Annotated in this window: 21 protein-coding genes; 10 read left to right on the top strand and 11 right to left on the bottom strand. The window is 72.5% G+C overall.

What is annotated here, in order from left to right:
• Positions 1-9: 9 nt before the first annotated feature.
• Complete coding sequence (locus tag SRB5_RS32770) at positions 10-309, bottom strand: hypothetical protein (RefSeq protein ID WP_153457126.1); 300 nt, start codon at positions 307-309, stop codon at positions 10-12.
• The gene (locus SRB5_RS32765; RefSeq protein ID WP_153457125.1) at positions 296-1585 is read right to left on the bottom strand and encodes a PspC domain-containing protein; all 1290 of its coding nucleotides are present in this window, start codon (positions 1583-1585) and stop codon (positions 296-298) included. Before SRB5_RS32765 ends, SRB5_RS32770 begins: the two co-directional genes overlap by 14 nt.
• Positions 1586-1730: 145 nt before the next feature.
• Between SRB5_RS32765 and SRB5_RS32760 the strand changes: the two genes are divergently transcribed.
• Genes SRB5_RS32760 through SRB5_RS32750 form a run of 3 tightly spaced genes read left to right on the top strand, consistent with a single transcriptional unit; the run spans position 1731 to position 4301 of the window.
• Complete coding sequence (locus SRB5_RS32760; RefSeq protein ID WP_153457124.1) at positions 1731-2993, top strand: PspC domain-containing protein; 1263 nt, start codon at positions 1731-1733, stop codon at positions 2991-2993.
• Entirely contained in the window at positions 2990-3688 is a 699-nt protein-coding gene (locus SRB5_RS32755; RefSeq protein WP_323378872.1) for a response regulator transcription factor, read from the top strand. The genes SRB5_RS32760 and SRB5_RS32755 overlap by 4 nt, the downstream gene beginning before the upstream one ends.
• A gap of 22 nt (positions 3689-3710) precedes the next feature.
• Positions 3711-4301, top strand: a complete 591-nt coding sequence (locus SRB5_RS32750) for an HIT family protein (protein ID WP_153457123.1) — start codon at positions 3711-3713, stop codon at positions 4299-4301.
• Between the two features lies 1 nt (position 4302).
• Here SRB5_RS32750 and SRB5_RS32745 read toward each other — a convergent pair whose 3' ends face one another.
• The 4 genes from SRB5_RS32745 to SRB5_RS32730 all read right to left on the bottom strand — a co-directional run bounded on the left by SRB5_RS32745 (position 4303) and on the right by SRB5_RS32730 (position 9099).
• Complete coding sequence (locus SRB5_RS32745) at positions 4303-4836, bottom strand: DoxX family protein (protein WP_153457122.1); 534 nt, start codon at positions 4834-4836, stop codon at positions 4303-4305.
• An 83-nt stretch (positions 4837-4919) separates the two neighbouring features.
• Entirely contained in the window at positions 4920-6125 is a 1206-nt protein-coding gene (locus tag SRB5_RS32740) for a hypothetical protein (RefSeq protein ID WP_323378871.1), read from the bottom strand.
• Between the two features lie 171 nt (positions 6126-6296).
• The gene (gene guaA / locus SRB5_RS32735) at positions 6297-7886 is read right to left on the bottom strand and encodes a glutamine-hydrolyzing GMP synthase (RefSeq protein ID WP_323378870.1); all 1590 of its coding nucleotides are present in this window, start codon (positions 7884-7886) and stop codon (positions 6297-6299) included.
• Positions 7887-8022: 136 nt separating this feature from the next.
• Positions 8023-9099 carry a L,D-transpeptidase family protein gene (locus SRB5_RS32730; RefSeq protein WP_153457121.1) on the bottom strand — a complete coding sequence of 359 codons (1077 nt, stop codon included), beginning with the start codon at positions 9097-9099 and terminating at the stop codon, positions 8023-8025.
• A 225-nt stretch (positions 9100-9324) separates the two neighbouring features.
• On the opposite strand from SRB5_RS32730, the gene SRB5_RS37305 reads away from it, so the two are divergent.
• Genes SRB5_RS37305 through SRB5_RS32710 form a run of 4 tightly spaced genes read left to right on the top strand, consistent with a single transcriptional unit; the run spans position 9325 to position 12855 of the window.
• On the top strand, positions 9325-11061 hold the full coding sequence (locus SRB5_RS37305) for a YwqJ-related putative deaminase (RefSeq protein WP_153457120.1): 1737 nt from the start codon (positions 9325-9327) through the stop codon (positions 11059-11061).
• Positions 11062-11081: 20 nt separating this feature from the next.
• Positions 11082-11573: an SUKH-3 domain-containing protein gene (locus tag SRB5_RS32720; protein ID WP_153457119.1), complete on the top strand. Its 492-nt coding sequence runs from the start codon at positions 11082-11084 to the stop codon at positions 11571-11573.
• Positions 11570-11953: a YwqJ-related putative deaminase gene (locus tag SRB5_RS32715; RefSeq protein ID WP_153457118.1), complete on the top strand. Its 384-nt coding sequence runs from the start codon at positions 11570-11572 to the stop codon at positions 11951-11953. The genes SRB5_RS32720 and SRB5_RS32715 overlap by 4 nt, the downstream gene beginning before the upstream one ends.
• Positions 11950-12855 (top strand): SUKH-3 domain-containing protein, encoded by a 906-nt coding sequence (locus SRB5_RS32710; RefSeq protein WP_194293102.1) that lies wholly within the window; start codon positions 11950-11952, stop codon positions 12853-12855. Before SRB5_RS32715 ends, SRB5_RS32710 begins: the two co-directional genes overlap by 4 nt.
• A 26-nt stretch (positions 12856-12881) precedes the next feature.
• Here SRB5_RS32710 and SRB5_RS32705 read toward each other — a convergent pair whose 3' ends face one another.
• Positions 12882-13925, bottom strand: coding sequence for a C40 family peptidase (locus tag SRB5_RS32705; RefSeq protein WP_323378869.1), 1044 nt, complete (start codon positions 13923-13925; stop codon positions 12882-12884).
• 326 nt (positions 13926-14251) lie between these two features.
• Between SRB5_RS32705 and SRB5_RS32700 the strand changes: the two genes are divergently transcribed.
• Positions 14252-14605, top strand: a complete 354-nt coding sequence (locus SRB5_RS32700; protein WP_153457116.1) for a hypothetical protein — start codon at positions 14252-14254, stop codon at positions 14603-14605.
• 30 nt (positions 14606-14635) lie between these two features.
• Here the strand turns inward: SRB5_RS32700 and SRB5_RS32695 are convergent, their stop codons facing one another.
• A complete protein-coding gene (locus tag SRB5_RS32695; RefSeq protein ID WP_153457115.1) occupies positions 14636-15808 on the bottom strand; it encodes a C40 family peptidase in 1173 nt (390 codons plus the stop codon).
• Positions 15809-16053: 245 nt separating this feature from the next.
• Between SRB5_RS32695 and pcrA the strand changes: the two genes are divergently transcribed.
• Entirely contained in the window at positions 16054-18402 is a 2349-nt protein-coding gene (gene pcrA / locus SRB5_RS32690) for a DNA helicase PcrA (protein WP_153457114.1), read from the top strand.
• Between the two features lie 60 nt (positions 18403-18462).
• Here pcrA and SRB5_RS32685 read toward each other — a convergent pair whose 3' ends face one another.
• Together SRB5_RS32685 and SRB5_RS32680 are read right to left on the bottom strand one after the other, a co-directional pair.
• Positions 18463-19848: a M23 family metallopeptidase gene (locus SRB5_RS32685; RefSeq protein WP_323378868.1), complete on the bottom strand. Its 1386-nt coding sequence runs from the start codon at positions 19846-19848 to the stop codon at positions 18463-18465.
• Positions 19849-19984: 136 nt separating this feature from the next.
• A complete protein-coding gene (locus tag SRB5_RS32680; RefSeq protein ID WP_153457113.1) occupies positions 19985-20797 on the bottom strand; it encodes an esterase/lipase family protein in 813 nt (270 codons plus the stop codon).
• Between the two features lie 130 nt (positions 20798-20927).
• On the opposite strand from SRB5_RS32680, the gene SRB5_RS32675 reads away from it, so the two are divergent.
• Positions 20928-21335 carry a cobalamin B12-binding domain-containing protein gene (locus SRB5_RS32675; protein ID WP_153457112.1) on the top strand — a complete coding sequence of 136 codons (408 nt, stop codon included), beginning with the start codon at positions 20928-20930 and terminating at the stop codon, positions 21333-21335.
• 54 nt (positions 21336-21389) lie between these two features.
• On the opposite strand, the gene SRB5_RS36050 is transcribed toward SRB5_RS32675, so the two are convergent.
• Complete coding sequence (locus tag SRB5_RS36050; RefSeq protein WP_228390627.1) at positions 21390-22937, bottom strand: DUF5691 domain-containing protein; 1548 nt, start codon at positions 22935-22937, stop codon at positions 21390-21392.
• Between the last annotated feature and the right edge of the window lie 23 nt (positions 22938-22960).

The following is a 22960-nucleotide window of genomic DNA, read 5'->3' as shown; positions in this document are numbered from 1 at the left end:
ACCAGCCGTTCACCGTCTGCCCGTCCGCCGCGCGTACTCCTCCCGCAGCTCGTCCATCGGCATCGACCCCAGCTGCGGTTCCGGGTCCGCGGACTGGGCGGCCTCCGCCGCGCGGGCGCGGGCGCGGCGGGTGCCCCAGGTGAGGGTGGCGAGGAGGCCGCCCGTCGTCAGGCCGGTGGTGACCGCCGCCAGGGGCCACCAATCCGGCCAGGAGAACTGGCCCAGGGCCTCCAGGATCGCCAGGACCGCGACCGTGATCAGGGACAGGCCGATCAGCAGCCGGGCCGGTTCGAACTCATGACGCCGCACGCGACACCTCCAGCTGACCCACACCGACCCCCAGCTCCAGGACGAGCGTCCCCTTCGGCTTCCCACCGCCGGCCGGGTCGAGGGTCACCCGGCTGTCGCGGTCGACATGGACGTCGAAGTCCTTGTACGGGCCGTTGTCGTCCGCCCCCGGCATGTTCAGGTCGCCCAGACCGACGTCCGCGCTCACCCGCGCCTCGGCCGCCGCGGGCAGGATCACCCGCAGCCGGCCGGCGCCCACCCCCGCCCGTACCGGCAGACGTTCGTCCTCCTTCAGCCGTACGCCCGACAGGTCGAGGATCGCGTCACCCGTGCCCAGCTCGTAGTCCGGGCGCACCTGCGCGGCGGACGCCGGGCGCCACGTCCGGTGCTCCCACGTCGACGTGACGTTGTCCGGCAGCGACAGCGCGAGCGCCAGCAGGGCCGCCGTGGTCAGCGACCAGAAGACCGTCCCGCCGCCTGTCCGGCCCGACCAGGCGCTCCACACGAAGCCCAGGCCGAACACGCCCAGCGCGACCGCCAGCCCCAGCGACAGGCTCGTGTTCAGCGGCTGCGCGCTCCACGTCGACGCAGACACCACACCCCCGGCGAGCGCCGCCGTCAGGAACACCGGGGCCCCGACGGCCGACCGTGTCCGCACCCGCTTCGACCGCACCGCGGCCCGCTCCGCCTTGGTGTACGGCTCGTCCGGCGGCCCCCACAGATAGCCCGAGGGGCCGTCCTTCGTGAGCGGGTCGCGCCACCACGACGGCGGCATCCGCACCGGCGGCGGCACCGCCTCCGGGGGCGCGTCGGCGACGGTCTGCGCCGTCGCCTCGTCCCCGAGCACCGCGCCGCTCGCCACGTCCCGCCGGTGGCGCGACCAGTAGCAGGCGCCCGCCAAGCTCAGCGCCGTCAGCGCGGTGAACACGTGCGCGTCGAAGTTGGACAGCATGGACAGGAAGAGCCCGCACCCGACGACCATCACCAGCAGCGCCGTCAGCGAACTGCCCTCGACCCGGCCGGACAGCAGCCGCCGCCCCTCCGTGTCGTCCTCGCCCTCGGCGGGGATCAGCAGCCAGGCCATGCCGTACGCCACCAGCCCGAGCCCGCCGGTCGCGGCGAGCACGCCGAACACCACGCGGAAGACGATCGGGTCGATGCCGTAGTAGCGGCCGAGGCCGTCGCAGACACCGCCGATCATCTTGGTGGCACGGGAGCGGGTCAGCCGGTCGCGTGCCGGGGCCTCCTCCTCGGTGGCCTCCTCGCGCGGGGGCTGTGCCGTCCGGGTCTGCGTCATACGTACATGGTGGCGGACCCGGCGGCCCCGGACAGCCGTCGGGGACCCGGAGCTGTCCCTGAAATCCGTCCCCGAGGCAAGACCAGGGGCTGTTCAGGGACGACCCTGATACCAGGGGGCCGCCGGACATGTGACGATCCTGGGTATGGCCTCCAGCAGCACCGCCACGGCGTACGCCGCCGAGGACACCGCCGTCGACGAGCCGCCGTACCGCAAGCTGTACCGCAGCGTGGACGGCCGCTGGCTCGGCGGCGTGGCCCGCGGGCTCGCGGGCCACCTCGGCGTGCCCGTGTCCTGGGTGCGGGTCATCTTCGTCACGCTGCTGACGTTCGGCGGGCTGGGGATGCTGCTGTACGCGGTGTTCTGGTTCGTCGTCCCCCTCGGCCAGGGCGGGACCACCGTCCCCAAGGCCGTCCGGCGCCGGCGGCCCGAGAAGGGGCAGCTGCTCGCCCTGATCGCGCTGATGATCGCCGGCGGGGTCTTCGTCGGCAGCCTCAACCTCGGCCGCGGCAACGCCTTCCTCTTCCCCCTGCTCCTCATCGGCGCCGGCGTCGCCCTCGTCTGGCGGCAGGCGGACAACGCCCGCCGGGCCCGCTGGGCGGAGATGACGCGCAGCGGCCGGTTCCTGCCGATCGCGCGGGGCGCGGCCGGTGTGGCGCTGGTGGGGGTGGGCGTCAGCGCGATGTTCGTCGTCCAGGGCAGCGTGCGGCATCTGGGCACCGTGCTCCAGGCGTCCCTCGCGGTGCTCGTCGGGGTGGCGCTGCTGGCGGGGCCGTGGCTGGTGCGGATGGTGCAGGACCTCTCCGAGGAGCGCACGATGCGTATCCGCGCCCAGGAGCGGGCGGAGGTCGCCGCGCACGTCCACGACAGCGTGCTGCACACGCTCACCCTGATCCAGCGCAACGCCGACGACGCCGCCCAGGTCCGCAAGCTGGCCCGGGCCCAGGAGCGGGAGCTGCGGGCGTGGCTGTACAAGCCGGAGGGCACGGGCAAGGACGAGGAGGCCGAGCCGGACACCCTGGCCGAGGCGGTCCGTAAGACCGCGGCCGAGGTGGAGGACTACCACGGGGTGCCCGTCGAGGTCGTGTGCGTCGGGGACTGCCCCGTCGACGAGAGGCTGTCCGCGCAGCTGCAGGCCGCGCGCGAGGCGATGGTCAACGCCGCGAAGTACGGTGGCGAGGGCGGCGCGGTGCAGGTGTACGCGGAGGTCGAGGGCCGCACGGTGTTCATCTCGGTGCGGGACCGGGGTCCCGGTTTCGACCTGGATTCCGTCCCGGACGACAGAATGGGTGTCCGGGAGTCCATCATCGGGAGAATGGAACGCAACGGCGGTTCGGCCCGGCTGCGGGCGGTGCCGGACGGGGGTACGGAAGTGGAACTCGAGATGGAGAGGGCGGCGGACTCGTGACCGGAGTGACCGAGGACAAGACGGAGAGCGGCAGCCGGCGGGTCCGGGTCGTGCTGGTCGACGACCACCGGATGTTCCGCGCGGGCGTGCAGGCGGAGATCGGGGTCACGGCGGAGACGGGCGTCGAGGTCGTGGGCGAGGCCGCCGACGTCGACCAGGCGGTGTCCGTCATCACGGCGACCCGCCCCGAGGTCGTGCTCCTCGACGTCCATCTGCCCGGCGGCGGCGGGGTGGAGGTGCTGCGCCGCTCGAGCGCGCTGATGGCCGACCCCGAGCAGCCGGTACGGTTCCTGGCGCTGTCCGTCTCGGACGCGGCGGAGGACGTCATCGGCGTGATCCGCGGCGGCGCGCGGGGATACGTCACGAAGACCATCACAGGCGCGGACCTGGTCGGCGCCATCTTCCGCGTCTCGGACGGCGACGCGGTGTTCTCCCCCCGCCTCGCGGGCTTCGTCCTGGACGCCTTCGCATCGACGGACGCCCCGCCGGTGGACGAGGACATGGACCGCCTCACGCAGCGGGAGCGGGAGGTGCTGCGGCTGATCGCGCGGGGGTACGCGTACAAGGAGGTCGCCAAGCAGCTGTACATCTCGGTGAAGACGGTGGAGTCCCACGTCTCGGCGGTCCTGCGCAAGCTCCAGCTCTCGAACCGCCACGAACTGACCCGGTGGGCGACGGCACGGCGGCTGGTCTGAGGCCGCGCTCTAGGGTGCTCGCATGACTGACATACCCGAGCCCAGCGCCTACGTGCGCGGGCTGCCCATCGGTGCCGAACTGCCCCTTCCCGCCGACTCCTTCGTCGCGTGGCGGACCTTCCCCTTCGCCGGGGAGCTGACCGTGAAGCGGCTGGAGCCGCCGGAGCTGCCGGAGCCTCCCCGTAACGGGGAGGACGGGCCCGAGGACTGCCATACGTGCAACAAGCCCGTGGGCGACGCGCTGTGGGCCGACGAGCACTGGCGGGTCGACACCATCGAGCCCCACGGGCTGCCCGCCGCCGTCATGCTGCAGCCGCGCGGGCACTACGACCTGGCGGATCTGCCCGCGGAACGGGCGGCGGAGCTCGGGGCGATGCTGCAGCGGTGCGAGCGGGCGATCCGGGCGGTCGGCGGGGTGGCGCGGGTGCACGTCAACCGGTGGGGCGACGGCGGGGCGCATCTGCACTTCTGGCTGCTCGCCCGCCCCGAGGGCATGACCCAGCTGCGCGGCACCTTCCTGTCGCTGTGGGACGAGCTGCTGCCGCCCCGCACCCCGGAGCAGCTCCGCGAGGCGAACAGCCGGATCGCCGCGGAGCTGGCCAGGGGCGACTGACTCACATCCGCCGGCGGCGCTTGGCCAGCAGCGCGTCCAGGGAGAAGTACGGGGTGCCCGCCAGGATCATGGGCAGCCACGCCATCAGATACGCCAGGTCGTTGCCCAGGTAGTACGGGTCCGCCGCCCAGCTCACCGTGAGCCACAGCGACAGCGAGATCAGCGCGCCGCCCAGCGCCGCCAGCCGGCCGAAGAGGCCGAACAGGACGCCCAGGCCCACGGCGATCTCGCCGAGCAGGATCGACCAGCCGAACGCGGTCGGGGAGTGCTGCGCCAGATCGATGAGCGCCGGCACCCCCGCCGCGTCGGACGCCTCGATGCCCTTGAGCTGGTCGGCCAGCGACCCGGGCCCGGAGGCGTCCAGGAACGCCTTGTCCGTCAGCTTGTCCAGCCCCGCGTAGACGAACGTCACGCCCAGGAAGATCCGCAGCGGCAGCAGCGCGTAGTGCCGCGCCGTCTCGCGCAGCCCGCGGGGGCGGTACGAGCCCAGCCCGCCGCCTCCGCCGAGGGTGAGGGTCCGTGTCGAGTCAGCCATGGGTCCGCCTCTTCCGCTTCCGTTGCCGTGACGCCCGATTCTGTCGCGTACGACCGGAGGTACGTAACCGGCGGGGCGGTGACTCAGTCCACGATGTCCACGGTGTACGCCACGGACTCGGCCCCGGACGCCGTGACCACCCTGACCTCCACCCGCCCCGGCTCCACCTCGGCCGGCACCGGCACCACCAGCACCACGTCACCCGGATTCGCGAACCCGCCGGCCACCGGCACCAGCGGCACATGGACGTGCACGCTCCCGATCCGTACCACCGTCCGCGCCAGCTGATCGGCCGTCGTGGCCCCCGGCGGGACGAAGCCGGAGCCCCGGATCTCGATGTCGTCGCCGGTACGCAGCGGGGCGTCGAGGTCGCCGGCCTCCCGCGCGCGGACCACGGACAGGATCGTCGGCCGCCCGCTCTCCGACAGCTTCCCCGCCAGATACGCCCCCGCGCTCACGCCCACCAGGATCACCAGCGCCCACGGCAGCTCCGGCAGCTCCTCCGGCCGCCGCGCCAGCCGCACCGCCGCGTACACCAGCACCGCGGCGCCGACCAGGGCGAACTGGGTGTCCGTGAAGCTCCCGCGCCCCGCGTCGTCGCACAGCAGGTCGGCGGGCCGGGGCCGGTCGGCGCGGACCTTCTGCAGCCGCCGCCGGCGCACCAGCATCGCGGTGCCCCCGCGCACGGCCACGGCGGTGCCGAAGACGACGGCCAGGACGGTGTTCAGGCCCCCGGCGCGGGAGAAGTCCAGCGCGGCGTCCGCCTTGAACGCGAGCTCCAGCGCCAGGAACAGCACCGCGTACCCGGTGACCAGCGCCCACGCGGCGGCGAGCGTACGGGACGTCGACAGCCGCCCGTCCTCCCCGACGAGGGGCGCGAAGAGCCCGCCGCGCGCCCGGTGCACCCACGCGGCGGCGGCGAGCAGCCCCGCCAGGATCACGGCGGCGACCAGCCCCGCGGTGCGGGCGGCGGTCCAGCCGGCGCCGATCGCGGTGAGCGCCTGCCCCAGCAGCAGGGCGACGACGAGGCCGGCGAGGGACAGCACCGTCGGCTTCCACAGCCCGCGCAGCCACTCCTCGCCCTGGGCCCGGATCCGGCGGGCCTCCGCCCGGGCGGCGCGCGTCAGCTCGTCGGACACCCACTGCCGGGACGCCCCGGCGGAGTGCGCGAGCCCGTGCGGGACGCCCGCGCCGGCGGCGTACCCGTCGCGCAGCGCGTCGAAGTCCGAGGCGGCCGGCACGGGCTCAGCCCCGGCCGCCCCGCCCTCTGTGCCCGCTTCTACCGCCACGTCGCGCCCCCTAGGCGTGTCCGTCGATGGGATGGAAGGGAATTGTGCCCTACGCCACTGCGCCCGCGTTCACCAGGTCCGTCCTATGAACGGGTATGTGACGATATCCGGCCCGGAAACGGCGACAGGCGCCGTGCTGGACACGGCGCCTGTCGGTGGTCTGCGGGAGACTCACTCCCACTCGATGGTCCCCGGCGGCTTCGACGTCACGTCGAGGACGACCCGGTTGACGTCGGCGACCTCGTTGGTGATCCGGGTGGAGATCTTCGCCAGCACGTCGTACGGCATCCGCGTCCAGTCCGCCGTCATCGCGTCCTCGGAGGACACCGGCCGCAGCACGATCGGGTGCCCGTACGTCCGGCCGTCGCCCTGGACGCCGACCGAGCGGACGTCCGCCAGCAGTACGACCGGGCACTGCCAGATCTCGCGGTCCAGACCGGCCGCCGTCAGCTCCTCGCGGGCGATGGCGTCGGCCTCGCGCAGCAGGTCGAGGCGCTCCTTCGTGACCTCGCCGACGATCCGGATGCCCAGGCCCGGGCCGGGGAACGGCTGGCGCTGGACGATCTCGTCCGGCAGGCCCAGCTCCTTGCCGACCATCCGGACCTCGTCCTTGAACAGCCGCCGCAGCGGCTCGATCAGCTCGAACTCCAGGTCCTCGGGGAGGCCGCCCACATTGTGGTGGGACTTGATGTTCGCCGTGCCCGTACCGCCGCCGGACTCCACGACGTCCGGGTAGAGCGTGCCCTGCACCAGGAAGTCCACGGCCTCGCCGTGCTCGCCGGCCTCGGCGACGATCTCCGCCTGCGCCTGCTCGAAGACCCGGATGAACTCCCGGCCGATGATCTTGCGCTTGTCCTCGGGGTCCGAGACGCCCTTCAGCGCGGTGAGGAACCGCTCCTCGGCGTCGACGACCTTCAGCTGCACCCCGGTGGCCGCCACGAAGTCCTTCTCGACCTGCGCGGTCTCGTCCTTGCGCATCAGCCCGTGGTCGACGTACACGCAGGTCAGCTGGGATCCGATGGCCTTCTGCACCAGCGCCGCCGCGACCGCCGAGTCCACGCCGCCGGACAGCCCGCAGATCGCCCGCCTGCTGCCGACCTGCGCGCGGATCGCGGCGACCGACTCCTCGACCACGTTCGTCGTGGTCCAGGTCGGCTCCAGGCCCGCGCCCCGGTACAGGAAGTGCTCCAGCACCTGCTGCCCGTGCGTGGAGTGCATCACCTCGGGGTGGTGCTGCACGCCGTACAGCTTCTTCTCGTCGTTCTCGAACGCCGCGACCGGCACGCCGTCCGTCGACGCGGTGACCGTGAAGCCCTCGGGGGCGGCGGAGCAGGCGTCGCCGTGCGACATCCAGACGTCCTGCTCGTCCGGCGTACCGGCGAAGAGCGTGGAGCCGGGGCGCGAGACGTGCAGCGTGGTGCGCCCGTACTCGCGGCGGCCCGTGTTGTCGACCGTGCCGCCGAGGGTCTGCGCCATCAGCTGGAAGCCGTAGCACATGCCGAAGACCGGCACCCCGGCCTCGAAGATCGCCCGGTCCAGGGTCGGGGCCTGCTCGGCGTACACCGAGGAGGGGCCGCCGGAGAGGATGATCGCCGCCGGCTTCTTCGCCAGGATCTCCGCCACCGGCATGGTGGACGGCACGATCTCGCTGTAGATACGCGCCTCACGGACCCGGCGGGCGATCAGCTGGGCGTACTGGGCGCCGAAGTCCACGACGAGGACGACGTCGGCTGTGGTCGCTGTGGGGGGCGCTGCGGACACGGTGCGGCCTTCCGGCGTTCACGGATGAGATGTCTCGATTCTATCGGTGTCGCGGACATACGAACGGCCGGCTCGGTCCCGCGGGGGCGGGGACCGAGCCGGCCGGTCTGTGGGGCGGGCTACCGTCGCCGGCGGCTCACCAGTGGATGACGACCTTGTCGCCTTCCTTCACCTGGCTGTCGAAGAGCCACTTGATGCCCTCGTAGTCACGCACGTTCACACAGCCGTACGAGCCGCCCGTGTAGCCGTTCTGGGCGAAGTTCTCCGAGTAGTGGACGGCCTGGCCGCCGTCGAAGAACATCGCGAAGGGCATCGGGGAGTCGTAGATCGTCGAGACGTGCTCGCGGCTCTTCCAGTAGACGCTGAAGACGCCCTCGCGGGTCTCGTAGCCCGCGGCGCCGAAGCGGACGTCGAGGAGCTTGTAGACCTTGCCGTCGATCATCCAGGCGAGCTTCTTGGACGTCTTCGAGATGCACAGCACCCGGCCGGTCATGCATCGGTCGTCCAGGTCGGCCTGCGAGCCGTCGACCGCCGGGATCTCGACCGGCGGGCGCAGCTCCTCGGGCGTGGGCTGCTTGGTCTGCGAGGTCAGCTTCTCCCAGGTGTCCTCGTACACCGTGCCGGTCGCCTCGATGCCGACGGCCTGCTGGTACGCCTTGACCGCCGCCTGCGTCACGTCGCCGTAGTAGCCGGTGGGCTTGTCCTTGAAGTGGCCCAGCTGCTTGAGACGGGCCTGGAGCTCGCGCACCTTGTCGCTGTTGTCGCCGTGGCCCAGGACCTGCTTCTTCGGGAAGAGCTCGTCCTTGGTGGGCGTACGGGTCTCCGACTTCAGCTTGTCCCACGTCGAGGTGTAGACGATGCCGGTGACCTTCAGGTCCGCCGCGCTCTGGTAGTCGGTCACGGCGCCCTGGGTGGCCGGGCCGTAGTTTCCGTTCGGCACCGCCTTCAGGCGCTTGGCCTGGACGAGGCGGGCCTGGAGCTCGCGGACCTGGTCGGAGTTGTCGCCGGGCTTGAAGACGACCTCCTCCGCCGGCTCGGTCTCCTTCTCGGAGGGCTCCTCGCTCGGTGTCTCGGCCGGGGCGTCGACGGTCGGCTCGACCGTGGTGCCGGCATTGGACGCGTGGTCTCCGCCGTCGGAGCTGCATCCGGTGAGAACCAGAACGGCCGCCGCGAGGGTGGCGGCGACTGCGGTGCGTATTCGACTGCTGTGCACAGAGGGCTCCCGGCCTATGAATGGGACTTCTGGTGAATTGACCTACTGAGGCGTACGAAAGGTTGCACCGGATTGGATTACAACCTGATCACGGATGATCTTGAGCAACGTCGCGGTTCGGACGGCCGGCGGTGTGACCGGATCAACTCGGGCCGGTCTTGAGGCAGTTGACGGCCCCGTGTCAGGGTGAAAGGACCAAGGTCGAAGACACGGGGGTGTTGATCGATGTCGGTGGTGCTGCCCGACCTGGCCGCGCAGGGTCTCGATCTGATCGGGATCTCGTGGCCGAACGTCGACGAGGACGCGTACCGGGACATGGCGAACTCGCTGCGCGAGTTCGCCGACGACGTGGACACGGACGCGCACGAGGCGAATCAGACGGTGCAGCGGCTCGTCTCGTCCGGCGACGGGCTCGCGTTCCAGGCGCTCGACAAGCACTGGGGGAAGGTCCGCGGCAAGCACCTGGCGGACCTGGCGAACGCGGCCCGGATCATGGCCGGCGCGCTGGACGCCTGCGCCGAGGTCATCGTCGCGATGAAGCTCGCCGCGATCGCGCAGCTGGCGGCGCTGGCCGCCGAGGCCGCCGCCGCGGTGGCCGCCTCGCCCGTCACGCTGGGGCTGTCCGCCGCCGCCGGCGCCGCCGCGATCCAGGCGACGCGGATGGCCGTACGCCGGCTGATCAAGGAGGCGGCGCAGGCGGCCGTCGAGTACATCCTGTCCGCCCTCGCCGAGCCCGCCGTGGCGGCGCTGGAGGGCATGGCCGCGGACCTGGTGATCCAGGTCGCCGCCAACGCCCTCGACCTCCAGGACGGCATCGACGCCGGGCAGGCGGCGGACGCGGCGAAGCAGGGCTTCGCGGACGGTCAGGAGTCGGCGAAGGACTCGCTGGGGCTGGCCTCGGCGGGGACCATGACGCTCGCGTCGGCGGACGGGCTGGGCGGGCTGGGCGCGCTGACGGTGGAGCACGGCGAGCACGACCGGGCGGCCGGGGGGCTGCAGCTGACGTCGGTGAAGTTCGGCGGCAGTACGAAGTCCAAGCTGGGCGCCGCGAAGGGGCATCACAACCGGACGCGGGGGCGGGACGAGATCACGGCGGTGATCGATCCGCTGGCGGACAAGGCGATGGCGTCGCTGGAGAAGGCGGTCGGCGACCTCCAGAAGCACATGGGGGACGATCTGCCGCGGGGCGTGCGGAGCATCTCGGCGATGCACAAGGGGAACGATCAGTCGGTGCGGGCGCGGCTGAACTCCGTTGATCCGGGGTCGCCGCACGGGGGGTCTTCCGGCGGGTCCGGGAACGGCCCCGGGGCGCCGAGCGGAGGCGGCCGGCCGCCGGCGAACGGGCCGGGCGGGGGTGGCACGCCGCCGCCCACGCCGCCGTGGCACGGGCGTACGGCGGGGGACATGCGGCATCACCGGCGGCCCGTCGCGAACGCCGGCGGGATGACCCCGGACCAGCAGCGGCAGCTCGTACGGGACGAGTCGAGGAGGCTCGCGGACGACGCCGACCGGCCGGCGCAGTCCGGGCAGGCCAAGCAGATCGGGCAGGAGCGCACGAAAAAGGGATGTGCGGGCGCGCTGGTGCACAACGATGTCGTCACGGCCCACACGAGTTTCCAGAACTACAAGGGCGAGACGCTTGTCCCGGACCATCATCCGGGAATGCGGGAGGCGCTCGACGAAACGGAGCGGAGACTGCGGGCGGAGGGAATCGAACCGGGTGTGGGGCACGGTCAGTGTTCGGAAGTCGCGTTGATTTCGGACCGGCTGCATCAAATGGATCCGTCGGGTACCTCGATACGGACGGTGGACGATGTGCGGGCGGCGATGGACGGAGCCGCGGTCCACACCCGCCAGGTCACCAACCATCCCGGTATCGGGCTCAACCACGGTGACTTCAAACCGCCCTGCAGGTCCTGCAGTACGATGCTGCCGTTGCTGGGCGTCGAGGTTCTGAACTGAGAACTGGAAAGGGGCGCCGCATGAGGCCCGAACTGACCGAGGAAGAGCTGGACCAGTGGTTCCGGTCCGGTGGCTGGACACCCGGCCGGGACATCGGTGACCAGGTGGACGAACTGACCGCGGAAGTGCGGGAGAAGTCCGCGGAGAACGGCTTTCCGCTGGAAGTGACGGAGCCCGTCAGGGCGTTCCTGCGTGAATTCGGTGGGCTGAAATTCCCTTATGGAAGAGAGCCTGACGCCGTATTTTTCGAGCCCATTCACACCGGCTCGGCGGACGAGGAGGACATCACCGAGCTCGGTGAGCACTTCGGGGCGCCGGCCTTTCCGGTCGGCTTCATGACCGACGAGGGCGCCGTCCTCGTCATGGACGGTGCGGCCCGTATGTTCCTGCTTCACCATACCGGCGACTACTGGCTCGGCCAAGGTGCCCGCGCCGGCCTCGCCAGGCTGAAACAGGGCGCCCCCTTCGAGAACTCCTACGCCGTACTGAACGAAGGGGGAACCCCCAAATGACCGACGCCCTCCCCACCACCGCCTCCTCCCTCCTCGTCCGGGGCGCCGTCCACAGCATGACGAGCCTCACCGGCCCCGGTGAGCCCGAACTCCACCCCCTCGTACGGGCCTTCCTCGACGCCCTGCCCCCCGCCGAGCGCGAGCCGTTCGCCGCGTACTGCTCCGAGACCGCCCTGGTCTCCGACCAGCTGTGGGCCCTCGACGAGGCGGGCGCCGCCCCCGCGACCCTGGCCGACGCCCGCCCCCACTTCGCCGGCGCGGTCATCGTCTCCCGGAAGATCCGCGAGCAGGGTGACCCCGAGCACGGCACCAACGCCCCCGTCTGCCGCACCTGCGCCGCCCTCCTCGACACGCTCGGGGTCGAGGTCATGGCCGCGTGAGCGCCGTGCTGCGCGCGGCGGGCTGGGAGCCGGGGCGGGACCGCCGGAGGGACGCGCTGGGGGCCGTGGCGAGGACCGTGAGCCTCGTCCCCCGCACCGGGTCCGGGGACGGCTGGACGTCCTTCCCCGCCGCGCAGGCCGCCCTCCGCGAGTTCCACGGCCTCGACGTCCCCGCCGCCGAGCCCGGCGCCCAGGTCCCCGCCACCGGCTGCACCGTGGACCCCGCGCTGGCCGCCCACTCCTTCCACACCCTGGGGGAACTCGGCACCGCCCTCGGCGTCCGCCTCTTCCCCTTCGGGGCCACCGGAAACGGCGGCCGCCTCGCGGTGGACGAGGAGGGACGGCTCCTCGGCGTCAACCAGGGCGGCTGGTGGCTGTACGGGGACACGGTCCGCGCCGGCCTCGAGCACCTGGCGACCGGCGTGACCCCCGTCCCCCTGCGCCCGCGCCGCCACACCTGGCGCCTGGCGCGGGTGCCCGGCGCGGACACCGCGACGGACGTGGCCCAGACGGCGATGGTCCTGGTCTACGTCCTGCACAAGGCCGCCGTCTACGACACGGTCACCGTGCACGGCCGGACCACCACCCTGCACGGCCTCGGGGCCCCCGTGCTCGACGAGGACATCCCCCTCCACGGCTCCCTCGAGGACAGCGCCGGCGCCCTCGCCGCTCGCGCGACGACCGACGCCGGCCTCGAGGTCGCCCTCACGCCCCTGGCCCCGCCCGGAGCGCCCCGCCCCCTCGCGGAGGTCTCCGCGACCGTGACCGGCGGCGGCCACCGGTCCCGCGATCACGTCACCGTGACGCTGACCACGGGAGCCGGCGCCTGTGTCGGCGCGGCGGCGCGGGCGGTGGACGCCGCGGTGGCCGAGGTCGAGGCGTACGCGGGGCGCCGGGGCTAGACGGGCTCAGGCGGGCTCAGGCGGGCTCAGGCGGGCCGGACCGCCCCCGCGTACGGCATCTGGTCCAGCGGCGCCGTCCGCACCGCCGCGCCGGGGCGGGGCGCGTGCACCATCTGTCCGTTGCCGATGTACATGCCGACATGGCTGACGGAGGAGTAGAAGAACACCAGGTCACCCGGTGCCAGCTCGCCCCGCGAGACCCGCCGGCCCGCGTTGATCTGCGTGAATGTCGTCCGCGGCAGCGACACTCCTGCCGCCCGCCACGCGGCCTGCGTGAGGCCCGAGCAGTCGTAGGAGTTCGGCCCGCTGGCGCCCCACACATAGGGCTTGCCGACCTGGGCCATCGCGTACGAGACGGCCGCCGCGGCGCGCCGGTTGGGGGCGGCCGGCACGCCGCGGCGGTAGGTGCGGTCGGCTGCGACCGCGGGTGCGCCGTCCCCGCCGAGCACGGACGCGCGGGTGTCTGGGTCGAGGGTGTTCAGCAGCCGCCGGGCCTCGGCGAGCTTGCCCTCGACGGTCTTCCGGTCCCGTTGGAGCGCCTCGCGCGTCTCCCGCAGCCGCGTCAGCTCCTGGTCCGCGGTGTCCCGCAGCCGCTCCATCGCCCGCAGGCCGCGGCCGAGGGCGGTCAGCTGCCGGGCCCGCCGCTCGCCGGTGTGGCGCAGCAGGTCCGCCCGGGTGAGGTAGTCGTCGGGGGTGGCGGACAGGGCCAGCTGCATCGCCGGGTCCAGGCCGCCCGTACGGTACTGCGCGGCGGCGAACGCGCCGAGCTCCGCGCGGGCCGCGTTCAGCTCCTCCCGGCGGCGGGCGGCGGCGTCCCGCATCCGGTCGATCCGCCCCTCGGCCCGCTCGGCCGCCTCCCGCGCGCCGTTGTAGCGCTCGGTGGCCGTCTCCGCCTCCTGGTGGAGCCGGTCGACGCGGGCCCTGACCTGGGCCGGGGAGAGCTGTGGCTCGGCCTGTACGGGCCCGCCCAGCGCGCCGGCGGCGCCGGCGAGGGCGAGGACGCCGGCCACCCGGACGGTGCTGCGGCGCGGCCGGGATCTGCCGCGCCGGGACTTACTGTGTGCGGCCACGAGGGCCCTCACATCCCTTCCACTGGTGTCCGGCGGCGGCCACGCACAGGGACGGGGCCGCCGCCGGATCTCGGCGGGGGCGGCCGACAGCCGTCCCGTACGGGCGACGGTGGTGGGGAGTCGGCCACCTGCAGCCAGGAAGCTAAACCTGGGGGCGGGGCGGGGGCGGGGCGTTGACGGGGACTGACAGCAATGCGTCGGGGACGTGACGGATCGTGATTGTCCGATCACGTGAATGTGCGCCGACGGGCACCTGGCCCGACCGAAACGGAGGATGGGTCACCCCCGAAGACGATCAGTGGTATGCGGTGGCTACGCTCCGTCCCATGGACGTACTCATCGATGTCTTCGTCGGCCTGCACATCATCGGCATCGCCTCGCTGCTGGGCGGGTTCCTCACCCAGATGAAGGCGATGGGCGCCGGCAACGCGCGGATGGTGCCGGCGATGCTGCACGGCGCGCTGACCATGCTGGTGACCGGGCTGGTCCTGGTCGGGGTGCACGAGTCGCAGGACGACCACGTCAACAACGTCAAGATCGGCGTGAAGCTGGCGATCCTGGTGGTGATCCTCGTGCTCGTCTACGTCAAGCGCGACGAGGAGAAGGTGTCCAAGGGCGTCTTCGGCGCCGTCGGGCTGCTGACCGTGGCGAACATCTTCATCGCCACGCTCTGGCACTGACGCGGCACTGACGGCCCGGCCGCCCGGGGATCACCCCGGGCGCACCGCGCTGTAGAACGGCATGTAGTCGACGGACTCGTAGCGGACGTTGGCGCCCGGCTTCGGCGCGTGGATCATCTGGCCGCCGCCGGCGTAGATCCCGACGTGGCTGATGTCGTCGTAGAAGAACACCAGGTCACCGGGCTGCATATCCGCCTTGGCTATCGTCGTGCCCACGTTGACCTGGTCGTACGTGGTGCGCGGCAGGGTCACCCCGGCGGCCTTCCAGGCGGCCTGGGTGAGGCCCGAGCAGTCGTACGAGTCGGGGCCGGTGGCCCCCCAGACGTACGGCTTGCCGAGCTGGGCCTCGGCGAACGCCATGACCTGGTCGGCCTTGGAGGGCGCGGGGGCCGGCGCGGGTTCGGTGGGGGCGGGCTCCGCCGCCGCGGCTTCCTGGGCCGCCGCTTCCTCCGCCGCGGCCTTCTCGGCCGCCGCCTTCTCCGCGGCCGCCTTCTCCGCCGCCGCCTGGCGTGCGGCCTCCTCGGCCTTGGCCTGGGCCTCCGCCTCGCGCTGGCGCTCCAGCTCCGCCAGGCGTGCCTTCTCCTCGGCGGTGAGCTTGTCCAGCAGGTCGCGGGCCTCGCCCAGCTTGGTCTGGACGGTCTCCTTGGAAGTCTTCAGCTCCGCCTGCGTCTCGTTCAGCGTCTCCAGGCTCTTCGATGCCTCGGTGCGCTTTTTCGTCGCCTCGGTCTGCTGCACCCGGAAGTCCTCGATCGTGGACTTCTGCCGGTCGGTGAGCCGGTCCATCAGATGTGTCTGGTCGAAGTACTGCTGCGGGTCGTCGGAGAGCATGAACGTCTCCGTGGGGGTGGCCCCGCCCGTGCGGTACTGCTCGGCGGCCATCTGCCCGAGCTCGCGGCGGGCGTCGTTCACCTTCTGCGTCTGCTCGGCGACCTCGTCGAGCCGCTTGCCGACCTCGAGGCGCTGCTTGCCGGACTCCTCCTTGGCGGCGTTGTACCGCTCGGTCGCCGCCTCCGCCTGGTGGTAGAGGTGGTCGACCTGCTTCTGGACCTCCGCCAGCGTCGGGCGGTCGTCCGCCTGCGCGGTCTGCGAGAGGAACGTGGCGGAGGCGAGGGCGGCCGTGGTCATCCCCACGGCGGCCCGGCCGCCGGTGGAGGAGACGGCGGTCTCGATGATCCGGGTCCGCGGCTTGCGGTGGGCAGCCAAGGCTCGCCACTTCCTTCCGAGTTCGACGCCGGTTGTGGAACGCGGTGGCGCTGCGGCAGCACGGTAGTCACTCCGTGGGGCGAATGTGAAGGCTGGTGTTCGAAATGTCCGATACCTTTTTGTGATCTACGGAACTGTGTGGCGGCCATGTCCGGCATGGGGTATTGGTCGGGCGGCTTCGAGGGCGGTCCGGGATCCGCGAGCGGGGGGTGGGGTGTCGGTGGGGGCGCATAGACTCGGAGACGATGAGCAGCCTCTTCGACGACAGCCAGCTGAGTCTGGGCGCCCCCCGGGTGCCCAGGCCGACGCCCCTCTACCGTGACGGGGCCCCGCGCCCCCTCGGCGACCCGGAGGAGCTGCTCGACGGGCTGAACGAACAGCAGCGCGCCGCGGTGATCCACTCCGGCGGCCCCCTGCTGATCGTCGCCGGCGCCGGCTCGGGCAAGACCCGGGTGCTCACGCACCGCATCGCCCACCTCCTGGCCGCGCGGGGCGCGCACCCCGGCGAGATCCTGGCGATCACGTTCACGAACAAGGCCGCCGACGAGATGAAGGAGCGCGTCGAGCAGCTCGTCGGCCCCCGGGCGAACGCCATGTGGGTGATGACGTTCCACAGCGCGTGCGTACGGATCCTGCGCCGCGAGTCCAAGCAGCTGGGCTTCACCTCGTCGTTCTCGATCTACGACGCCGCGGACTCCAAACGCCTCATGGCGCTGGTCTGCCGCGATCTGGACCTCGACCCCAAGCGCTATCCGCCCAAGGCCCTCAGCGCCAAGGTGTCCGCGCTGAAGAACGAGCTGGTGGACGAGGAGGACTGGGCGGGGCGTGCCGCCGACGGCTTCGAGAAGACCGTCGCCGAGGCGTACACCCTCTACCAGTCCCGGCTGCGCGAGGCGAACGCCCTCGACTTCGACGACCTGATCATGACCACGGTCCATCTGCTCCAGGCGTTCCCGGACGTCGCCGAGCACTACCGGCGCCGCTTCCGCCATGTCCTGGTCGACGAGTACCAGGACACCAACCACGCCCAGTACATGCTGGTGCGCGAGCTCGTCGGCGGCGGCGACGAGGCGGCCGAGCTGTGCGTGGTGGGCGACGCCGACCAGTCGATCTACGCGTTCCGCGGCGCGACCATCCGTAACATCCTCCAGTTCGAGGAGGACTACCCGCAGGCCAGGACGATCCTGCTGGAGCAGAACTACCGCTCCACCCAGACGATCCTCACCGCCGCCAACGCGGTCATCGAGAAGAACGCGAACCGCCGCCCGAAGAACCTGTGGACCGACGCCGGCGCCGGCGCCCGCATCATCGGCTACGTCGCGGACACCGAGCACGACGAGGCGCAGTTCGTCGCCGACGAGATCGACCGGCTGTCCGACGCGGGCGACGCCCGGGCCGGGGACGTCGCGGTGTTCTACCGCACCAACGCCCAGTCCCGGGTCTTCGAGGAGGTCTTCATCCGCGTCGGCCTGCCGTACAAGGTCGTCGGCGGTGTGCGCTTCTACGAGCGCAAGGAGGTCCGCGACATCCTGGCCTACCTGCGGGTGCTGGCCAACCCCGAGGACACCGTGCCGCTGCGCCGGATCCTCAACGTCCCCAAGCGCGGCATCGGCGACCGCGCCGAGGCCATGGTCGACGCGTTCGCCCTGCGGGAGAAGGTCTCCTTCCCGCAGGCGCTGCGGCGGGTCGACGAGGTGTACGGGATGGCGGCCCGCTCCGCCAACGCCGTACGCCGGTTCAACACGATGATGGAGGAGCTGCGCACGGTCGTGGAGTCCGGCGCGGGCCCCGCGACGGTCCTGGAGGCCGTCCTGGAGCAGTCCGGCTATCTGGCCGAGCTCCAGGCGTCCACGGACCCGCAGGACGAGACCCGGGTGGAGAACCTGCAGGAACTCGCCGCCGTCGCCCTGGAGTTCGAGCAGGACCGGGGCGAGGAGACGCCCGGCACCCTCGCCGACTTCCTGGAGCGCGTCGCCCTCGTCGCCGACAGCGACCAGATCCCCGACGACGCGGAGGACGGCTCCGGTGTCATAACGCTGATGACGCTGCACACCGCCAAGGGCCTGGAGTTCCCCGTCGTCTTCCTCACCGGCCTCGAGGACGGCGTCTTCCCGCACCTGCGGGCCCTGGGGAACGTGAAGGAGCTGGAGGAGGAGCGCCGGCTGGCGTACGTGGGCATCACGCGCGCCCGCGAGCGGCTCTACCTCACCCGGTCCGTGATGCGCAGCGCCTGGGGGCAGCCGCAGTACAACCCGCCGTCGCGGTTCCTCGACGAGATCCCGCCGTCGCATCTGGAGTGGAAGCGCGAGGCCGGCACGGCGAGCGTGGGGAAGTCGCCCGCCGGTGCGGTGGCGACGCGGCTGTCGACGTCGCCCCGGCGGGGCGGCTCGGACGGTTTCGCGACCGGTCGGCTCCCGGAGCGGCCGGCGATCTCGCTGGCGGTGGGGGACCGGGTCACGCACGACCGGTTCGGCCTCGGCACGGTGCTCGCGGTCAACGGCGAGGGCGTGAAGGCGGAGGCGACGATCGACTTCGGCACGGGCGACAAGCCCAAGCGGCTGCTGCTGCGGTACGCGCCGGTGGAGAAGCTGTAGGGATCAGGCTTTTGGCACGCGAGCCGTCTGCCTTCCGGTCGGCGGCTCGTTCCGTGCGTCTTATATCGGCAGGCCCTTGTTGCGCAGCCAGGGCAGCGGGTCGATCGCGTCGCCGCCGTACGGGTGGACCTCGAAGTGCAGGTGCGGGCCGGTGGAGTTGCCCGTGTTGCCGGAGTAGGCGATGACGTCGCCGGCCTGCACGTAACCCGAGCGGATCCGGGCGCTGGAGAGATGGCAGTACCAGGTCTCCGTGCCGTCGGCGGCGGTCACTATCACCATGTTGCCGAACGAGTTGTCCCACTTGGTGGTGACCGTGCCGTCCGTGGCGGCCCGTACGGACGTGCCCTGGCTGACGGGGAAGTCGATACCGCTGTGCAGGACCGTCCAGTTGACGCCGGCCTGCCCGAAGTACGCGCTGAGCGTGGCGTCGGCGACCGGGAGCATGAACTTGGGGCGCAGGGCCTCGCGGCGCGCGGCCTCCTCGGCCTTGCGCTTCTTCTCCGCCTCCTGGCGCTCCCTGAGGTCGATGCGCTCCTGGGTGCGGCTGGCGCGGTCCGCGAAATCGCCCGCGGTCTCGGTGGCGCTGGTGAGCTGGGTGTCCAGGACGGCGTTGGCGGCCGTGGGCTTCACCGACGCCGGATCGGGGGCTGCGGCCACGGACCGGCCGTCGTCGGGCGTCGCCGCCTGGCCCACGGTGGCCGCCGCGGCGCCCGCGACGCCGACGACGGCGAGCGAGGGGACGGCGACCTTGAGGAGCGCGGAGCGCTTGGGGCAGCGGCGGGGGCGGGCGTTGCGTACGGGCTCGTGGCGTACGACGACGTCGTCCCGCTCGGCTTCCGCGTCCTCTTCGTCGTGGTCCGCCTCGAACCGCTCCGGGGTCCAGGAGGTCGTCTCCTGGTCCGCGAGCTGGTGGTCGTCGGTGGTCCCGTAGCCCATGCCGTCCTGGTCGGAGGCGTACGCCGCGCCGGCGTAGTCGTCGGCGGGCTGGTAGCCGGTCGTGGCGTAGGAGCCGGTGTCGTACGCCGACTCGGCCGAGTTGTAGTCGCCGGCGGCCGTGCCGTGCGAACCGGTGTCCCATTCGGCGGCCGGCTGCTGGTAGGCCGAGTCGTATCCGGCGGCGGTGGTGGTGTCCTGCCAGCCCTGCGCGTCCCAGGACTGCTCCGGGCCGGCCTGCTGCGGGATGGCGCCGCCGGTCCAGGAGCCGTTGTCGTAGCCGGTGCCGGTGCCGTACGAGTCGTAGCCGGCGTAGGCCTGCTGGGCGCCGGTGTCCCACTGCGGGCCGGTCGTGTACGCGGTGTCCGTGGTGCCGTAACCGGTTGTCGTGTACGAGCCGGTGTCGTAACCGACCGTGTCGTACGAACCCGTGCCGTAGCCGTAGTCGTACCCGTATCCGTCCGAACCGGGGACCATCGAGGTCATCTCCCCCGACAGGTGATGATCGTTCACCACGTCCCTCTCGGCTCGGCAGCTAAAGAACGAGCTGGACTGTACCCGCCGGATAACGGCCACGACAATCTTCTGGAGGTTTTGCCAAAGAGAGTTCAGGGCATTTACGGATTTTTTGGGGGACTCTCCGTGAGTCTCAGGCCACGGATACCCCGTCGGATTCCCTTGATCCGGTGGACTCTTGACCACTCTCCGTGTCCGCGAGGGCCCGCCGGACGGCGTCGACGACCGCCGGGTGGACGGGCAGCGCGAGATGCCCGACGCCCCGGACCGGGACATTGCGGACACGCAGGTCCGGGTGGTCGATACGGGCCGTCCCGGCCGGGATCATCAGTTCGTCCAGCTCGCTCCAGAACGCGGTGAATCGCGTCGTGCAATCAGGCGCCGGGAGCGCGAGTTCCCGGATGAGATCGGAGCCGGGGCGCATCTGACGCACGATCGGGTGTGCGGCGAGCAACGAGGCGGTTCTCGTACCCGCGTGCGGGGTACCGAGAGTGACCACGGTGCGGACGCGGCGGTGGCCGCCGAGGCGCTGGACGTAGTAGCGGGCGATCAGACCGCCGAGGCTGTGGCCGACGATGTCGACGCGGTCGTGGCCCGTCAGCCGGCAGGTCTCCGTCACGTGGTGCGCGAGCTGGTCGGCGGCGCGGCGGATGTCGTGGGTGAGGGGGGAGTAGTTGAGCGCTCTGACGTGGCGCCATCCGTGGTGGCGCAGGGAGCGGCGGAGCAGGGCGAACACCGAGCGGTTGTCGATGAACCCGTGCAGCAGCAGGACCGGGGGCGCGGTGCGGCCGTGGGTCGGCAGCCGGTGGCCCGTGTCGGCCGGGGTGGGCTCGGGGCGGATACCGGTGGGGTAGAGCAGCAGATGGCCCGTGAGCACCAGGACCTCCAGCACCTGCGCTCTGACCAGCGCGCTCAGCGGGCCGAGGCGGTGCGGGGGCGCTCCCATGGGTGTGATTTCCCCCTCGCTCCTCCCCACGAAACGAGCGGGTACGGGATGCTGGCGATAACGTTCGTTCACAAGACGAGCCGGGTGGTCCTGGGCGTCCCGCCGGGCCGAGGCGCATTGGAGGACATTGATGGGTGTGACCGGTCCGATCCGTGTGGTGGTGGCCAAGCCGGGGCTCGACGGCCATGACCGCGGGGCCAAGGTCATCGCGCGGGCGCTGCGCGACGCGGGGATGGAGGTCATCTACACGGGCCTGCACCAGACCCCGGAGCAGATCGTCGACACCGCGATCCAGGAGGACGCCGACGCGATCGGGATGTCGATCCTGTCCGGTGCGCACATGACGCTCTTCGCCAAGGTCATCGAGCTGCTGAAGGAGCGCGAGGCCGAGGACATCAAGGTGTTCGGCGGCGGCATCATCCCCGAGGACGACATCGCGCCGCTGAAGGAGCTGGGCGTGGCCGCGATCTTCACGCCGGGCGCGACGACGCAGTCGGTCGTGGACTGGGTCAACGGGCACGTCCGCCAGGCGGCTTGAGGCTCTTTGTGTTTCACGTGAATCAGGGGCGGTGCCGCTCGCGCCGCCCCTGATTCACGCCGTGGGGGTCGCGCCCGCGAGCTCGGCGGTCATCGCCGCGCGTATGCGCAGGGTGGAGACCAGCCGCTGGAACGCCTCCGACCAGTAGCCGACCGCTCCCGGGGAGCCGTCGGGCGGGGTCTCGTCGGTGATCCGCGTGAGCAGCTCCAGGCGCTCCGCGTGCGCGGGGGCCAGGGAGCGCTCCGCGAGGCCCATCACCCCGCTGAAGCTCCACGGATAGCTGCCGCCGTCGCGGGCGATCTCCAGCGCGTCGACCACGGCCCGGCCCAGGCGCTCCGTCCACGGCACCGCGCAGACCCCCAGCAGACGGAAGGCCTCCGACAGGCCGTGGGTGTCGATGGCCCCGGCGACCCACCGGGCGCGCTCGCGCGACGGCAGGACGGTCAGCAGCCGCGCCGGGTCACGGCCGGGGGGCTGGCCGCCGTCCGTGGGGCCCGTGGCGGGGCCGAGCAGGGCGCGGGCCCACTCCGCGTCGTGCTGGCGGGTCGCGGCGCGGCACCAGGCGGCGTGCAGGTCGGGGCGCCAGCCGTCGGCGACGGGGAGGGCGACGATCTCGGTGGGCGTGCGGCCCTCGAACAGCTCCGGCCACAGGGCCAGCGGGGCGGCCGCCGCCAACTGGCCCAGCCACCAGGAGCGTTCCCCCGTGCCGGACGGGGGCTTGGGCAGGATGCCGTCGTGCTGCATCTCCGCGTCGCACTCGTGGGGCGCCTCGACGACGATCTGGCGCTCGGTGCGGTCCAGCACGACGTGCGAGCGGGCGCGGGCGGCCATGCGGGCGGCGAGCGCCGAGTGCGGCATCGCCGTCAGCAGCTCGGCGGCCGTGGCGCGGACATTACGGCTGCGGTCGGCGAGGGCGGCCTCCAGGAACGGCTCGTCGTCGCCGGAGAGTCCCTCGCGCAGGGTGTCCAGGAACGCCAGCCGGTCCTCGGCCTTCTCCTGCGGCCAGCTCGTCGCCAGCAGCGCGATCGCCGCGGCCGGGAGCCGCCGCCGGACGGCGGTGAGCAGGGCGATCCGCTCGGCGAACAGGCCCTCCTCCCAGCGGGCCCGCACCGCCGGGGGGTCGTCGAGGTCGGGGACCCCGGGGCTGCTCGCGGCGCCGTCGCGCAGGGCGAAGCGCCACTCGCCGCTCAGCCGGGCCAGCCACAGCGCGCGGCCGCCGCCGAGCCGCAGCACCGCCGCCCGCAGATCCGTCCGCCCCCGGGCGGCGTCCAGCAGGGCGGGCAGCAGCTCGGGCGGGGCCTGCATCCCGCGGGCGTTGGCGGCCTCCAGCCACTCCGGCAGCAGCTCGGCGAGGTCGGGGGCGGCGCCCCGCCGGGTGCCGCTGCCGCTGACCGCGCGGTCGGCGAGCAGCGCCGCCAGCCGCCGGCGCGCGGCGGCGGGGACCTGGGGGCGCCGGTCGGCGGGCGCGGGCAGGGGGGCGGGCCGGGCGGCGGCGGGGCGTATCCCGGCGCGGCGGGCCACCGTCCGCGCGGCGGCGGTGTCGAGGAGGGAGGGGACGGGGGGTGTGCGGCGGGTGGAGCCGAGGAGGGCGGCGGCGACCAGGTCGGGCCAGGGGGGTTCGGGGG

The sequence above is a fragment of the Streptomyces smaragdinus genome (assembly GCF_009604385.1).
Classification (GTDB): Bacteria; Actinomycetota; Actinomycetes; order Streptomycetales; family Streptomycetaceae; genus Streptomyces; species Streptomyces smaragdinus.
This window is presented reverse-complemented; position numbering and strand designations above follow the sequence as displayed.

Excerpts from the sequence above, each read along its gene's own strand:
- SRB5_RS32750 (WP_153457123.1), top strand. The coding sequence starts at position 3,711 with ATGACTGACATACCCGAGCCCAGCGCCTACGTGCGCGGGCTGCCCATC.
- SRB5_RS32745 (WP_153457122.1), bottom strand. The coding sequence starts at position 4,836 with ATGGCTGACTCGACACGGACCCTCACCCTCGGCGGAGGCGGCGGGCTG.
- SRB5_RS32720 (WP_153457119.1), top strand. The coding sequence starts at position 11,082 with ATGAGGCCCGAACTGACCGAGGAAGAGCTGGACCAGTGGTTCCGGTCC.
- pcrA (WP_153457114.1), top strand. The coding sequence starts at position 16,054 with ATGAGCAGCCTCTTCGACGACAGCCAGCTGAGTCTGGGCGCCCCCCGG.
- SRB5_RS32715 (WP_153457118.1), top strand. The coding sequence starts at position 11,570 with ATGACCGACGCCCTCCCCACCACCGCCTCCTCCCTCCTCGTCCGGGGC.
- SRB5_RS32765 (WP_153457125.1), bottom strand. The coding sequence starts at position 1,585 with ATGACGCAGACCCGGACGGCACAGCCCCCGCGCGAGGAGGCCACCGAG.
- SRB5_RS32680 (WP_153457113.1), bottom strand. The coding sequence starts at position 20,797 with ATGGGAGCGCCCCCGCACCGCCTCGGCCCGCTGAGCGCGCTGGTCAGA.
- SRB5_RS32675 (WP_153457112.1), top strand. The coding sequence starts at position 20,928 with ATGGGTGTGACCGGTCCGATCCGTGTGGTGGTGGCCAAGCCGGGGCTC.
- SRB5_RS32760 (WP_153457124.1), top strand. The coding sequence starts at position 1,731 with ATGGCCTCCAGCAGCACCGCCACGGCGTACGCCGCCGAGGACACCGCC.
- SRB5_RS32700 (WP_153457116.1), top strand. The coding sequence starts at position 14,252 with ATGGACGTACTCATCGATGTCTTCGTCGGCCTGCACATCATCGGCATC.
- SRB5_RS37305 (WP_153457120.1), top strand. The coding sequence starts at position 9,325 with ATGTCGGTGGTGCTGCCCGACCTGGCCGCGCAGGGTCTCGATCTGATC.